The organism is Ventosimonas gracilis (genome assembly GCF_001580025.1).
Classification (GTDB): domain Bacteria; phylum Pseudomonadota; class Gammaproteobacteria; order Pseudomonadales; family Pseudomonadaceae; genus Ventosimonas; species Ventosimonas gracilis.
The window spans coordinates 25,988-40,425 of sequence record NZ_LSZO01000217.1 but is presented as its reverse complement, the minus strand read 5'-3'; the positions used below and the strand labels follow the sequence as shown (position 1 = coordinate 40,425).

Below are 14,438 nucleotides of genomic sequence, written 5' to 3'. Positions count from 1 at the left end.
ACGATGCGCTGGAAGAAAACCTTGCAATTGGTCGATGTGCACTGTGAAGGTGAAATTGGCAAAGTCATTACCGCTGGAGTGCTCAATATCCCCGGTAAAACCATGCTGGATAAAATGAACCATATCAATCAGGTCGATGACAGTTTGCGTCGCTTTGTTTGTTTGGAACCGCGCGGCTGTCTACAAATGTCGGTTAATCTATTATTGCCACCAACAACGAAAGAAGCCGATGCGGCGTTTATTATATTACAAGCCGACCGGGCACACCCCATGTCTGGCAGCAATGCCATCTGTGTGACTACCGCTTTATTGGAGCTCGGTATTTTGCCGATGACTGAACCGCAAACCACTGTTGTTTTAGAAACCCCGGCCGGTTTGGTAACGGCTGTGGCCAAATGCCAGGACGGGCGCTGTCTTGAGGTATCGTTGGATATGCCGCCTTCTTTTGCAAGCGCGATGGATCTTGAAGTAGAAACGCAAGACTTTGGCCGCATTAAAGCCGATATTGCTTTTGGTGGCTGCTGGTATGCGTTAATGGATGTCGATCAATTAAATCTGACTATTGAACCGCATAATGCGCGAAAACTCGCCGAAGCGGGCGTGAGATTACGCGAACAAATCAGCCATCAAATAACCCTTAATCACCCCGAACAGCCAGCGCTTAATCAACTGGCTTATGTGATGTTTCGCCAACAAGTGGATGACAGGACTTGGCAAACCTGCACAACACTTGCGCCCGGGCGCTGTGACCGTTCCCCTTGCGGTACTGGCAGCAGCGCGCATTTGGCGGCACTCGCCGCGCGTGGGCTGGTGGAAGTTGGCGACTGTTTAACCTCCCGCTCCATTATTGGCGGCGAATTTACTGTTTATCTGCGTGGGCGAACGGAACTTGCTGGGCAAACCGCCGTCTTGCCGCGTGTTAGTGGGCGCGGATTTGTTTATGGCTTCTCGCAATTGGGGGTAGATCCCAATGACCCGTTGGCAGCAGGACATATCCTCAGTGACACTTGGGGCGAAGGGGCTACTGTTTAAACCGATTTTTAAAATAATCACAACAGCAACAAGGAGAAAACCATGCGCTTTAATAAAGTACTTAACGTAGTCGATTGCCACGCCGAAGGTGAAAGCGGACAGGTAATAACGGGCGGAGTGGGCTATATACCGGGTGAGACGATGTTTGATAAACGGGTTTATTTGGAAACCCATAAAGACGACATTCGTAAAATGCTACTCTTTGAACCACGCGGTGCCCCTTGGCATAACGCCAATATTATCCTGCCATCGAACCATCCTGAAGCGGATATGGGCTATGTGATTTTAGAAAGCACCGAATATCCTGCTATGTCTGGCTCCAATACCATGTGTGTCGCCACGGTATTATTGGAAACCGGTATATTACCGATGAGCGAACCGCTAACCCACTTGGTACTGGAATCCCCCGCTGGTTTAATCCGCGTGCGCTGCGAATGCAAAAACGGCAAAGTCACCCAAGTACGTTTTATCAATCAACCGGCTTTTGTTTATCACCGCGATAAACCGGTTGAAGTAGCAGGTATCGGTACGGTACGGGTAGATATTGTTTACGGCGGCATGACTTTTGTAATGGTGGAAGCTAAAGACTTGGGTTTTGCCATTGATCCCTCTGAAGCACGCGAAATTTGCGAAACCGGCGAGAAAATTAAACGGGCAGCGGCTGAGCAACTTGCCGTTAAACACCCGATCAATCCCGATATTCCCGGTATTACCAACTATTCATTAACAGGCCCGTTGCGCCGTGAAGGCGGGCAGCTTATTTCCAAAAATGCAGTGGTCGTTTCCCCGGGTCGCTGCGACCGTTCGCCTTGCGGCACTGGTACTTCTGCGCGTCTTGCCTTGTTGCATGCACGCGGTGAAATGCAGGTAGGTGAAACGCTAATCCATGAATCCATTATCAGCAACCGCTTTTATGGAACCATTGAACAGGTCAGCCAAGTCGGTCCATATCCGGCGGTTATTCCCGCCGTGGCTGGACAGGCCTGGATTACCGGCTTGTATCAAATGGGCATGGAACCGACTGACCCCTATCAACAAGGTTTTACCTTAACGGATGTTTGGCAGCGTAGTTGCTAAGTACAGGTCGGTTTGCGTCTGGATTTATATCCGCATTACGGATTTTCCGGCAATGCCTGCACGGTTGCCGGTTGCCCCCACAGTCTTGGCAGATGGGTGGCCAGATGAGCAGGTTCAGCGCTGCTGTAAAACGCGGCTGATGGCGGCTGATGGTGGGGACTGAGCCACTTTCGTTCATCGAGCAGTTGGCGCAACCTTTTGGCGACGGCGGCGCCGCTGTCGATCAGGCGCACCTGGGCGGGCAGCAGTTCGGCCAGCAGCGGCTTGATAAACGGGTAATGGGTGCAGCCCAATATCAGCGTGTCGCAACCGGCCGCAAGCAGTGGCGCTGTCCAGTCAATCAGTTGCTGGCGTAGCTTAATGCTGGCCAAATCGCCCGCTTCGATGCGCTCAACCAGCCCCGGGCAAGGCTGCGTTAATACGCGCAGATTGCCTGCAAAACGCTCGCGCAAAGCGGCAAATTTGGCGCTTCCCAGTGTGCCGCTGGTCGCAAGCACCCCTATCACACCGCTTTGCGTAACGGCGGCGGCGGGCTTTAACGCGGGTTCCATGCCGACGATGGGAATGCTGGGGTAACGTTCACGCAGCGCACCAACAGCGGCGGCGGTGGCGGTATTGCAGGCGAGCACCAGCGCTTTTGCGCCTTGTGCCAGCAAAAAGGCGGCGATCTGCTCGCTGCGGGCGCGGATAAAGTCTTGAGATTTTTCGCCGTAGGGGATATGCGCACTGTCGGCGACATAGCACAGCGGTTCGGCAGGCAGCAGACGACGGATTTCCAGCAACACGGAAAGCCCGCCGATACCGGAATCAAACACGCCAATGGGGGCATCAGTGGGCATGCGGCCTGCCACAAACCAAGCAGAGCGCGTCACGCGCCACCTTAAGTTCACGAAAGCGGCCGGTGAGCGCATCGAACAATAGCAAGCGCCCCGCGAAAGGCTCTCCCAATCCCGCCAATAACTTAAGCGCTTCGAGCGCTTGCAGGCTACCGATGACGCCAAGCAGCGGCCCTAATACGCCCGCTTCATTACAGCCTATGGCCTCATCTTCGCCGCTGCCGTACAGGCAGTGATAACAGGGGCTTTCGGCTTTTCGTAAATCAAACAGCGCAAGCTGGCCGTTAAGGCCGATCGCCGCGCCGCTAATCAGCGGTTTGCGAGCGGCCACACAAGCGCTGTTAATCGCCTCGCGCACGGCGAAGTTATCGGTACAGTCCAGCACCAGATCCACCGCGTGAATCCGCTCTTTTAGATTGTCGTTATCCAACTGAACCCTGTGGGGATGCAGTTTGATGCCGGGATTAAGTCGCGCAAGCCTTGCCACGGCAGCTTCGGTTTTGTGTTGGCCAATGGCGGCGCTGTCATACAAAATCTGCCGCGCGAGGTTGGAAAGCTCGATACAGTCAAAATCGCACAGGTGGATTTCACCCACGCCTGCCGCCGCGAGGTAAAGCGCAACCGGTGAACCCAGCCCGCCAAGCCCCGCTATCAGCACGCGGCTTTGTTTGAGTTTGAGCTGTCCGGCAGCATCCAGCTCGGGCAATAAAAGCTGCCTGCTGTAGCGCAGCAGTTCGTTATCGCTTAGCAAGGGACAGCCCTCTCCTACTCCAACCTGCCCAAGCTAACGCGCCAATTGCCGCCTAAGTCGCGCAGGCTTTCGATTTGGCTAAAGCCTGCCGTCGCCAGTAATGCTCTGACGGCTTCGGCCTGTTGCCAGCCGTGTTCGAGCAATAACAGGCCATTAGCTTCCAGATAACCCGGCGCCTGGCCGATGATATGACGCAAATCGTCAAATCCGTCTTTGCCTGCAACCAGTGCGCTGCGCGGTTCAAAGCGCAGCTCGTCAAGGTGTTGGTCGTTTTCGGCGATATAGGGCGGGTTGCTGAGGATGGCGGTAAAACGCAGGCCGCGTACGGCGGCAAACCAGTCGCTTTGCACAAATTGCACGTTGCTGAGATGAAGTTGCTTGCGGTTCTGCTCGGCAAGGTCTACAGCTTCTGCTTGTTTATCCACGCCAAGCAGTTGCCAGCTTGGCCGGGCGCGGGCGAGCGCCAAAGCAATCGCGCCGCTGCCTGTGCCTAAATCCAAAAGTCTGGCGGGCGTATCGGGCAGGCGTTGCAGCGCGGCTTCGACCAAGGTTTCGGTGTCGGCACGGGGAATTAAACAGTGCTGATTGACCGATAGATCCAGACTGTAAAAGCCCTGCTTGCCCAAGATATAGGCGATGGGCTCGCCCGCTCTGCGCCTTGCCAGAAAACCCGCAAAGGTTTCCATTTGCCGCGGACTTAACGGCTTGTCCGGCCAAGCGTATAGATAGCTGCGCGGCTTACCCAAGGCGGCACATAGAAGCAGCTCGGCATCAAGCCTGGCACTGGGCGAATCCGGCAGCTCGGCGCAGTTCAGCAGAGCTGCGGGCGTTGTGTTCAATCGTCCCCCAGCGCGGCCAGAAGTTCTGCTTGATATTCCAGACGCAGCGGTTCGATCAGCGCGTCTACGCCGCCTGCGAGCACTTCATCGAGGCTGTACAAGGTGAGATTGATACGATGGTCGGTAACGCGCCCTTGCGGGTAGTTGTAGGTGCGGATGCGCTGCGAGCGGTCGCCGCTGCCGACTAACAGTTTGCGGGTTTCTGCGATTTTTTGCTGTGCGGCGCGGTCTTGTTCGTCCTGCAAACGCGCGGCCAGCCAGGCCAAGGCGCGGGCGCGGTTTTTGTGCTGCGAGCGCTCCTCTTGGCATTCAACCACCATGCCGGTCGGCAGATGGGTAATGCGGATGGCCGAATCGGTCTTGTTGATGTGCTGCCCGCCCGCGCCGGAGGCACGAAAGGTATCGATACGCAAATCCGCCGGATTGATTTCAATCGCCTGCTGTTCGTCCGGTTCAGGCAGCACGGCAACCGTGCAAGCGGACGTGTGAATGCGCCCTTGCGATTCGGTCTGCGGCACGCGCTGCACGCGGTGGGCACCGGATTCAAATTTTAAAAAGGCGTAAACCTCGCTGCCTTCGATACGGCTGATGACTTCTTTGTAGCCGCCGTGCTCACCTTCACTGGCGGATAAAATTTCCATGCGCCAGCCTTGTTTTTCCGCGTAGCGCAGGTACATGCGCAGCAGGTCTCCGGAAAAAATCGCCGCCTCGTCGCCACCGGTTCCGGCGCGGATTTCCAAAAACACATTGCGCGCGTCGGACGGGTCTTTGGGCAGCAGCAGGCGTTCCAGATGGGCTTGATGTTCGCCGATAGCGATTTGCGCGGCCTGCGCTTCTTCTTCGGCCAGTTCGCGCATGGAAGGGTCGCTGTCATGTTGCAGCGCTTTGGCTTCTTCAAGCTGTGTTTTGGCCTGGTTAAGCGCAGAAAATGCGGCGATAATCGGCTCAATATCGGCGTATTCCTTGGAAAAGGCGCGAAAACGTGGCTGGTCCTGGATAATATCCGCATCACCCAATAATGCCGTGAGTTCTTCAAAACGCTCGGTCAAGCCTTCCAATCGGGCCAGTAGCGAAGGCTTCATTGCGAGGTCTCTTTTATCATTAACATTTCTTGGGCGATCGCCAGCGCGTCAGCGCGTCCTTCGGCAGAAAAACGCTTCAATTGCACGGTTGGCGCGTGCAGCAATTTATTGGTAAGCGTTCGCGCAAGCTGCGCCAGCACGGCATCCGGCGATTGTCCGGCGGCCAGCAGGCGGCTGGCTTTGCCAAGTTCTTCATCACGCAAGCGTTCGGCCTGCGCCCGGTAGTCGCGCAGCGCGCTGGCGGCGGCGCGTTCGCGCAATTGCTGCATAAAGGCGCTGGTGCCGCACAGCACCAACTCTTCCGCAGCGAGCGCGGCGGATTGGCGGCTTTTAATGTTGTCTTGGATGACTTGCTGCAAGTCATCCACCGTGTACAGATAAACGTCGGCCAGTTCGCCGATTTGCGGCTCAATATCCCGTGGGACGGCAATATCGACCATAAAAATCGGCTTGTGTTTGCGCTTTTTCAGCGCCGCTTCCACCGCACCTTTGCCCAAAATCGGCAACGGGCTGGCGGTGGAGCTGATCACAATATCGCTGTGCACCAGTTCTGCCGGAATATCCGAAAGCAGCACGGCTTTAGCGGCAAACTGTTCGGCCAGCGCATTGGCGCGCTCTGCCGTGCGGTTGGCGACCACCAATTTAGCAATGCCCAAATCGCGCAAGTGGCGGGCGACCAGCGAGATGGTTTCCCCCGCGCCGATCAGCAGCGCTTGCGAGCGGCTTAAATCGCTAAAAATCTGCCGCGCCAAGCTGACTGCCGCAAAGGCGACGGAAACCGGGTTTTCACCAATAGCGGTATCGGTGCGCACTTGCTTAGCCGTGCTAAAAGTGGCCTGAAACAGGCGGTTCAGCAGCGGGCCGACGGTGCCGGCTTCACGCGCCACGCTAAAGGCGGTTTTCATCTGCCCCAAAATCTGCGGCTCGCCCAGCACCATTGAATCTAACCCCGCCGCCACGCGCATCATATGGCGCACGGCCGAGTCTTCCGCGTGCACGTAGGTGCAGGCGCGCAGCCGTTCCAGATTGAGCTTGTGCCAGCGGGCAAGCCAAGCCAAAACGCGCTCGGCGGCGGGATGCTCCTGCTCCAGATAGAGTTCGCTGCGGTTGCAGGTGGACAAAATCGCCGCCTCGCGGCTTTGCGTTTGCTGGCACAGCGCCTGCAACGCAGTGGTTAATTGATCAGGCGCAAAGGACGCGCGTTCGCGGATTTCCAGCGGCGCGGTCTGGTGGTTGATACCAAGGGCGAGCAGAGCCATTGCGAGCAGGCGATAAAGTCAAGGCGTAGAAAAAAGCAATTGTCCTACGAACAGTCGCGGTATAACAAGTTTTGCGTTGTCGCAGCACAGAGCCTGCTTTTTACATCACCTAAGCGAGTGAGCGGCATGCTGCCCGTGAAAAAGCCTCGCTTGCTACTGGCAGGCGGGGCTTTAAAGAAAAGGGGAGCCACATGCAAAGAGAAGAAGGCGTGGAATTAAAAGGCAGGTTTTCGCCGTTTTTAAAGGTATTGCATCGGCATCAGCATGGTCTTACTGGCCGCCTCGTCCTTTATCTACGCTATCCGCTGGTGATGATAAAGGCTCAAAAAGTGGCTGTATCACGGCGCATGACCGCTCAAATCCGCCCCTGCTCGATCGCCTCACGTAGCAACGCGTCAATACGTGTTTGCCAGCCTCGCCCCGTGGCGCGTAGCGCCGCCAGCACATCGGGCGAAAGACGCATCGTCACTTTGGGTTTCGGTGTTTCCACCTTTGGCCTGCCGACCGGGCGCGCGCCGATACGCATAAATGGTCTGGCCGCTTCCCATTCTTCGTCGGTTAGCGGGCGCGCGTCTGGATCACTCATGGCAGCCGCCGTAATGGCGGCGTCTTCTTCTGGCGTTGGCATACGCAAGCGTTTACCGTTTTTCAAAGTAACGTACATAGTCGTTGAGCTCCCTCGTGTTGGCTTTGCGAAAACTGATCACGCGCCGTACCTGTCCGCGGTCAACGAACGCGACATGGTACAGACGCTCCCCGATGTAGCCCAAACCACGCATACGGTCTTCGCCGTAATCGAAACGAAGGTCCGGCCAAGTCACGGCGTTATCCCAATCGATGCGGGTAGCTTCGCCTAGCGAAATCCCGTGCTTGTCGCGGTTAATCGCATCTTTGGTGGGGTCAAATTCGATTTTCATAGCGATATTGTACCGGCAATTTTTAACGATTGTTGCAGGAGAGAGCTTCGGGGGAGGGTGCCAGCCTGCTATCATCATCTCTTTCGATCGTTTTAAGCGACGCTCATGCCCTGCTCCTACATTCGTATTGCAACGCGCAAAAGTGCCCTGGCTTTGTGGCAAGCCGAATATGTGCGGCAAAAACTTCAGCAGGCGCATCCTTCGCTTGTGGTTGAGCTCGTGCCGATGCAAAGCCGGGGCGACCAATTATTGGATTCACCGCTTGCCAAAATTGGTGGTAAAGGCTTGTTTGTTAAAGAGCTGGAAAACGCCCTGCTGGCAGGCGAGGCCGATATTGCGGTGCACTCGATGAAGGATGTGCCGATGGAGTTTCCGGCTGGCCTTGGGCTTTTTTGCATCTGCGAGCGCGAAGACCCGCGCGATGCGTTTGTCTCCAATCACCATAAAAGCCTTGCCGAGCTGCCCGAAGGCAGCGTCCTTGGCACCTCCAGCCTGCGCCGACAAGCGCAGTTGTTGGCGCTCAGGCCGGATTTATCCGTGCGCTTTTTGCGCGGTAATTTGGATACGCGCCTTGGCAAGCTCGATGCCGGTGACTATGACGCGATTATCTTGGCCGCTGCCGGTCTTGTTCGCTTGGGCTATCAGTCACGTATCCGCGAACGGTTGCCTGCCGAGATTTGCCTGCCGGCCGGTGGGCAAGGCGCAGTCGGTATTGAATGCCGTAGCGAAGATAAAACCCTGCACGCACTGTTGGCACCTTTGCAGGATGAGCAAACGGCGCTTTGTGTACGCGCCGAACGGGCATTAAACCGACGATTGGCGGGCGGCTGCCAAGTGCCGATTGCCTGCTACGCCGAACTGATCGACGGCAGACTGCATCTGCGTGGCTTGGTCGGCCAACCGGATGGGCGATTGCTGCTGCACGCCGAAGGCACAGGTGACACAGCTCAAGCCGAAGCCCTTGGCATTCGTATCGCCGAAGACTTATTAAGCCAAGGCGCAGACGACATTTTGCAGGCGGTCTATGGCAACGCCGCCTAATGCCTTGCGCTTGCTGCTGACCCGTCCGGCAGAGGACTGTTCGAGGCTTTCGCAAACACTCGCCAAGCACGGCGTTTATTCCAATTGCCTGCCGCTGCTGGCGAGCCTCCCCTTGCCGGAAACCACCGAGCAACGCTTGCGCATACTGGCTCTGGATCAATACCAAGCGGTTTTAGTCCTTAGCAAACCCGCCGCCAAGCTGGGGCTTGCTTTGCTTGACCGCTACTGGCCGCAGCCGCCGCTGGGACCATCTTGGTTTACCCCTGGCGCGGGCAGCGGGCAAATCCTGCACGATTACGGATTAAAGACTTATTGGCCGCCGCAAGGCGATACCAGCGAAGCCATGCTGGCGCTGCCCGAATTGCAAGCAGCACTGGATAGGCAAAATGCCAAAGCGCTAATATTTGCAGGCGTTGGCGGTCGCACTGTGCTCGCCGACACCTTAAGTGCACAAGGTGTAACGGTCGATCGGCTCGCGCTCTACCGCCGCGTATTGCCAGGCTACCCCGCCGGTATTCTTGTACAGCGGATAAAAGAGCAGCGGCTGAACGCGCTCTATGTCAGCAGTGCCCAAGGCTTGCAGCATCTTATTCAACTGGCGGCAGATGATTGGCCAAAACTCGCAAAACTGGCACTGTTTGTGCCCAGTGCACGGGTTGCGCAGCAGGCGCACGCCGCCGGATTTGCCAAGGTTATCGATTGCCAAGGTGCCAGCAGCGACGCACTGCTTGGCGTGCTTAATCAGTATTTAATCCGTATTGATCACAAGGATTATCGTTATGAGTGAACCCACCGCTGCTGCAAAAGCGCAAGACGCAGAACCTGCACCAGCCCCCCAATCACGCTCGCTTGCGCTACCGTCCTTGCTGCTGGTGCAGGGCGTATTTTTACTGCTGCTCGCCTTGGGCGGCTTTTTCGGCTGGCAACTTTGGCAGCAATATCGGGCGCTCATCGAGCGCGAGAGCCAGCAAAAAACGGCTCTAAGCGCGCTGCAAACCCAGCTTGAAGGCAGTCGCCTGGAACTTGCCACACTGCAAAATGCTCTGGCGGCGTTGCCGGATGCGCGCGAGCAGCACGCTCAACAGCAAAGCCTGCTTGAGCAACTTAAGCAAAGCCAAACAGCGCTGCAAGACGAGCAACAGCAGCTTAAAGCCAGTCTTTCAGACATCAGCGGGTCGCACTCATGGCAACTCAATGAAGCGCTCTATCAAATGCAACTGGCTTCGTTGCGCCTTAGCGTGATGCAGGATGTCGGCAGCGCCCGCTCGCTGCTAAAAAACGCCGATGAACTGCTTATCGCGCAGCAAGACCCGGCGAGCCTTGCCACACGCAAGGCGCTGGCTGAAGTGTTGCAGCAACTTGAAGCCGCAGCGCGCCTCGACCGAGACGCCCTGTATCTCAAACTCGCCGCGCTGCGCAGCCAAGCGAGCACCCTTAGCCGCTCGCTGCCCCGCTTTGCTGCGGCTGAAGTGGCCGAGCGAGGCGCCGAAGAGCAGAGCTGGTGGCAACAATGGCGCGAGGCGCTGTCGCACTATGTGCGGATTGACTTTGAGGCAGGCGGACAAGACATCCGTCCGCTGCTCGCCGGACAAAGCCTCAATGAGGCAAGGCTTGCACTTACCCTTAACCTTGAACAAGCACAGTGGGCGGTATTGCACGGACAGCAGGCGGTCTACAATCAAGCACTTAAACAGGCCGATGAGCTGCTGACACTCGCCTTTAATCCGCAAGATAGCGCCACGCAGAGCCTGCAAAGCGCCATCAGCACACTGCAAAGCCAAATCGTCGCCCCCAGCATGCCCGATCTCGCCCCGCTGCTCACCGCCATGCAAAGCTATATGCAAAAGCGCCAGCAAGCACAAAACGCCGAAGCGACGCCCGAAACGCCCGACACCGTCCCGGAAGCCGCCTCGGAGGCTGCGCCATGAGCCTTGGCACCCGTTTGCGTCTGCTGCTTAGCCTGTTGCTGCTCGCCGTTATCGGCGCGGGTCTTAGCATGCTGTTTTATCAGCAGCCCGGCTATGTGCTGATCGCCTTTAAAGGCTTTCGCTACGAATCAAGCCTATGGTTTTTTCTCGCCTTGTTGGGCGGGCTGTGGTTTGCCATCGGGCTGCTTGGCCTGCTCGTGCGCAGCCTGCTGCTTGCAAGCGGCTGGCTTAATCCTTGGTCAAAACGCGCGCGCAGCCGCCGCTCACGGCGCGCCGAACAGCGCGGCCTGCTCGCTTTGGCTGAAGGACGCTTTGAGCGTGCGCTACCGTACTTAAAAAAGGCCGCAACGGGTAGCGAGCAACCGCTGCTTGCCTTGCTCGCCGCCGCTCACGCCGCGCAGCAACTGGGTGATGACGGACAAAGCGCCGCGCTGCTTGCGCAGGCCAAGCAGCAATGCCCCGCGCAAAGCCTTGCGACCGCCCTGATGCAAGCCGAATTGCAGCTTAAGCAGGGCGAACTGCCCGCCGCTCGCGAGACCCTGCAAAGCCTGCACGCGCAGTATCCCCATCACCTGCACATACTGCGCAAGCTGCAAAAACTGCTGGAGCAGCAAGAAGACTGGCTCGCCCTGCAACCTTTGCTGCCCAAACTGCAAAAGCACGGACTGCTGTCTGAACAGACACGGCTTGAACTGGAGCAACGCGCCGCCTGCCAGCAGCTCAAACAAGCCGCGGGGGCGCAAGCGCTCGAAAGCCTCTGGCGCGCGCTGCCCAAATCCCTGCGCGGGCAATCCCGGGTGCTTGCCGTCTACGCCGAACAACTCGCCCGCCTGGACGAAGCGGATCAAGCCGAACAGCTACTGCACAAAGCCATCAAACGCCAGTACGACAGCCGCTTGGCCGCCTGCTACGGCAAGCTGCTCACCAGTGACCCCGAATACCAGCTAAAAACCGCAGAAAGCTGGCTGAAAAACCAGCCCGAAGACTTAGAACTGCTGCTGGCACTGGCTCGCCTTGGTCGCGCCAGCGGACAATTCGATAAAGCCCGCCGCTACTATGAAGCCAGCCTTGCGCGAGAACCTCGCCGCGAAAGCTGCACAGAACTGGCGCAGCTTTTATTGGAAATGGGTGAAAGCAAACGCAGCGCGGAACTTTTTATGCAGGCGCAAGGTCTGCTGAATATCAACAACAACAGCACAAGACTTAGACTGAACAAGCACTAAGCCTAGTGAAAAAGCAAAACTGTTTTGCAGTATTCATCGGGGAAACTTTTAGGTTAAATGGAGGCGTTATTACATGGATGATTTAGCGACAAAAATCAAACAAAAAACCAAACAACAAGGAGTATCCAATGGGTAGCCTGCAAGTTTTTATCCAGCGCCACAGTGTTTGGCCGCTGTGCGCCGTGCTGCTGGCATTGCTCGCCAGCCTGCAATACCGGCTGTGGCAGCAGTGGCAGCAAATCGAAGACTATGAGCAGAAAATCATCGTGCAAAAACAGGAAAACCAGCGCTTGCTTGCGCGCAATCAGCTGATCGAATGGGATATTAAGGACCTTAAGCAAGGCCTTGAGGCGACCGAAGAACGCGCCCGTTATGACCTTGGCATGGTCAAGGAGGACGAAATCCTCTACTACTTCCCCCAGTAATAAGCCCTATGTTTTTTTGTAACTCACTGAATAAAAGAGGGCTTTTGGAGGGGTCTAAAGCCTTGTCATGACTAGCGTCTTGCCGACATTCTGGGTCGTTATCCCCGCCGCCGGGCGTGGGCTGCGCATGGCTTTGTCCACTCCCAAACAGTATTTGCAACTTAACGACGGGCGCACCGTTCTGGAGCACAGCCTAAGCTGCTTTCTCGCCCATCCACAGCTAAAGCAGCTGGTGATTGCGCTGGCCGAAGACGATCGACACTGGCAAACCCTGCCTTGTGCCCAAGATCAACGGATTAAGCGCGTAACCGGCGGTGCCGAGCGGGCGGATTCGGTACTTGCCGCCTTGCAGTATCTTGAACGCTTGGGCGCGCAATCGATGGACTGGGTACTGGTACACGATGCCGCCAGACCCAACCTTAAAACCAGTGACCTTGACGAGCTGCTGCAAAGTCTTAAAGATGACCCTATAGGTGGCCTGCTCGCCGTGCGCGTGCGCGATACCTTAAAACAAGCAGGCCTCGACGGACGGGTCAAGCAAACGCTGCCGCGTGAACTCATCTGGCATGCGCTAACCCCGCAGATGTTTCGCTTTACGCCACTTAAACAAGCGCTCAAACAAGCGCTTGCCGCAGGCGCACCGATTACCGATGAAGCCAGCGCAATGGAATGGACTGGCGCAAAGCCGCGCTTGGTAGCAGGGCGCTTTGACAACTTAAAAATTACGCAAAGGGAAGACTTAAACTTGCTTGGTATCGACTAAAGTGCAAGAGCCATCACAAAATATCGGAATGGATACCCCTATGATGACCGCCGTCCCCCGCAAAGCGTTTGGATGCCACGAGCTACAACAGAATAAAAAACGCATCCACTTTATTTTTCAGCCATCGGGTTTAGCGTTATTAGCGTCTGTCCCCGTTTCAAAGCGGATTGCAATGAAGCGAGGACAAATGTCAAAACACCAAGAAAGGGCAGATTGCTGTCGCTCGGTCACAACATCCCTCCACTAAAAACTTGTGTGCCTTGAGAGAACGCCATGAAACTCCAGCAACTGCGCTACATCTGGGAAGTCGCTCATCATGAACTCAATGTCTCGGCGACGGCGCAAAGCCTGTATACCTCCCAACCCGGTATCAGCAAGCAAATCCGCCTGCTTGAAGATGAATTAGGCGTTGAGATTTTCGCCCGCAGCGGCAAGCACTTACCCCGCGTCACCGCCGCTGGCGAGCAGATTTTGCAAACGGCGGGCGAGATTTTGCGCAAGGTGGAAACCATCAAGCGCATCGGCCAAGAATTTTCCAACCAGAAAAAAGGCACGCTATCGATTGCCACCACCCACACCCAAGCGCGTTATGCCCTGCCTTCGGTGATTAAGGGATTTATCCGCCAGTACCCGGAAGTGGCGCTGCACATGCACCAAGGCTCGCCGGTGCAGATTGCCGAGATGGCGGCAGACGGCACGGTGGACTTTGCCATTGCCACCGAAGGCTTAGAGCTTTTCGATGATCTGTTGATGATGCCCTGCTACCGCTGGAATCGCTGCGTGGTCGTCCCCAAAGGGCATCCGCTGACGCAAAAACCGCTGACCTTGCAGGCGCTCGCCGAACATCCACTGGTCACTTACGTGTTTGGCTTTACCGGTCGTTCAAGGCTGGATGAAGCCTTTGACCGCGAAGGCTTGCTGCCCAAGGTGGTCTTTACCGCCGCCGATGCCGATGTCATCAAAACCTATGTGCGCCTGGGGCTTGGCGTTGGCATCGTGGCGCAGATGGCCTTTGACCCGATACAAGATAGCGATTTGGTCAGCCTTGATGCCAGCGCACTGTTTGAACCTTCGGTGACCAAAATCGGCTTTCGCCGCGGTACGTTTTTGCGCGGGTTTATGTGCGACTTTATCGAGCGCTTTGCCCCGCACCTAACCCGCCGTATCCAAACACAACTGATGAACTGCCGTAGCAAGGACGAACAAAACGCACTGTTCGCCCATATCGAACTGCCGACCTTGTAGTTGCCCTCTCCCCCGCCCCC

Annotated in this window: 16 protein-coding genes; 9 read left to right on the top strand and 7 right to left on the bottom strand. The window is 56.5% G+C overall.

From position 1 onward, the window contains the following. Positions 1-3 precede the first annotated feature (3 nt). Together AXE65_RS12530 and AXE65_RS12525 are read left to right on the top strand one after the other, a co-directional pair. The gene (locus AXE65_RS12530) at positions 4-1,032 is read left to right on the top strand and encodes a proline racemase family protein (RefSeq protein WP_068393127.1); all 1,029 of its coding nucleotides are present in this window, start codon (positions 4-6) and stop codon (positions 1,030-1,032) included. A gap of 42 nt (positions 1,033-1,074) precedes the next feature. Further along, on the top strand, positions 1,075-2,109 hold the full coding sequence (locus tag AXE65_RS12525; protein WP_068393124.1) for a proline racemase family protein: 1,035 nt from the start codon (positions 1,075-1,077) through the stop codon (positions 2,107-2,109). Between the two features lie 35 nt (positions 2,110-2,144). Here AXE65_RS12525 and murI read toward each other — a convergent pair whose 3' ends face one another. From murI to AXE65_RS12490, 7 genes are all read right to left on the bottom strand, one after another. Then, a complete protein-coding gene (gene murI / locus AXE65_RS12520) occupies positions 2,145-2,948 on the bottom strand; it encodes a glutamate racemase (RefSeq protein ID WP_068393121.1) in 804 nt (267 codons plus the stop codon). Continuing rightward, a complete protein-coding gene (locus tag AXE65_RS12515; protein ID WP_068393118.1) occupies positions 2,938-3,696 on the bottom strand; it encodes a HesA/MoeB/ThiF family protein in 759 nt (252 codons plus the stop codon). Before AXE65_RS12515 ends, murI begins: the two co-directional genes overlap by 11 nt. Before the next feature lie 14 nt (positions 3,697-3,710). Beyond that, positions 3,711-4,535 carry a peptide chain release factor N(5)-glutamine methyltransferase gene (gene prmC, locus AXE65_RS12510; protein WP_068393115.1) on the bottom strand — a complete coding sequence of 275 codons (825 nt, stop codon included), beginning with the start codon at positions 4,533-4,535 and terminating at the stop codon, positions 3,711-3,713. After that, positions 4,532-5,617 carry a peptide chain release factor 1 gene (prfA, locus tag AXE65_RS12505; RefSeq protein WP_068393112.1) on the bottom strand — a complete coding sequence of 362 codons (1,086 nt, stop codon included), beginning with the start codon at positions 5,615-5,617 and terminating at the stop codon, positions 4,532-4,534. Before prfA ends, prmC begins: the two co-directional genes overlap by 4 nt. Next, positions 5,614-6,876 (bottom strand): glutamyl-tRNA reductase, encoded by a 1,263-nt coding sequence (hemA, locus tag AXE65_RS12500; protein WP_068393109.1) that lies wholly within the window; start codon positions 6,874-6,876, stop codon positions 5,614-5,616. Before hemA ends, prfA begins: the two co-directional genes overlap by 4 nt. Before the next feature lie 355 nt (positions 6,877-7,231). Continuing rightward, entirely contained in the window at positions 7,232-7,540 is a 309-nt protein-coding gene (locus AXE65_RS12495) for a BrnA antitoxin family protein (RefSeq protein ID WP_068393106.1), read from the bottom strand. Beyond that, positions 7,515-7,793 (bottom strand): BrnT family toxin, encoded by a 279-nt coding sequence (locus AXE65_RS12490; RefSeq protein ID WP_068393103.1) that lies wholly within the window; start codon positions 7,791-7,793, stop codon positions 7,515-7,517. The genes AXE65_RS12495 and AXE65_RS12490 overlap by 26 nt, the downstream gene beginning before the upstream one ends. 105 nt (positions 7,794-7,898) lie before the next feature. Here AXE65_RS12490 and hemC point away from each other — a divergent pair, with 105 nt between their 5' ends. The 7 genes from hemC to cysB all read left to right on the top strand — a co-directional run bounded on the left by hemC (position 7,899) and on the right by cysB (position 14,418). Beyond that, on the top strand, positions 7,899-8,834 hold the full coding sequence (hemC, locus tag AXE65_RS12485) for a hydroxymethylbilane synthase (protein WP_068393100.1): 936 nt from the start codon (positions 7,899-7,901) through the stop codon (positions 8,832-8,834). Further along, complete coding sequence (locus AXE65_RS12480) at positions 8,818-9,621, top strand: uroporphyrinogen-III synthase (protein WP_068393098.1); 804 nt, start codon at positions 8,818-8,820, stop codon at positions 9,619-9,621. The genes hemC and AXE65_RS12480 overlap by 17 nt, the downstream gene beginning before the upstream one ends. After that, entirely contained in the window at positions 9,614-10,762 is a 1,149-nt protein-coding gene (locus AXE65_RS12475; RefSeq protein WP_068393095.1) for a uroporphyrinogen-III C-methyltransferase, read from the top strand. Before AXE65_RS12480 ends, AXE65_RS12475 begins: the two co-directional genes overlap by 8 nt. Then, a complete protein-coding gene (locus AXE65_RS12470; RefSeq protein WP_068393092.1) occupies positions 10,759-11,985 on the top strand; it encodes a heme biosynthesis HemY N-terminal domain-containing protein in 1,227 nt (408 codons plus the stop codon). The genes AXE65_RS12475 and AXE65_RS12470 overlap by 4 nt, the downstream gene beginning before the upstream one ends. Before the next feature lie 128 nt (positions 11,986-12,113). After that, a complete protein-coding gene (locus tag AXE65_RS12465; protein WP_068393089.1) occupies positions 12,114-12,410 on the top strand; it encodes a septum formation initiator family protein in 297 nt (98 codons plus the stop codon). A 67-nt stretch (positions 12,411-12,477) separates the two neighbouring features. Further along, positions 12,478-13,173: a 2-C-methyl-D-erythritol 4-phosphate cytidylyltransferase gene (gene ispD / locus AXE65_RS12460; RefSeq protein WP_068393086.1), complete on the top strand. Its 696-nt coding sequence runs from the start codon at positions 12,478-12,480 to the stop codon at positions 13,171-13,173. A 273-nt stretch (positions 13,174-13,446) separates the two neighbouring features. Continuing rightward, entirely contained in the window at positions 13,447-14,418 is a 972-nt protein-coding gene (gene cysB / locus AXE65_RS12455; protein ID WP_068393082.1) for an HTH-type transcriptional regulator CysB, read from the top strand. Positions 14,419-14,438: the final 20 nt, after the last annotated feature.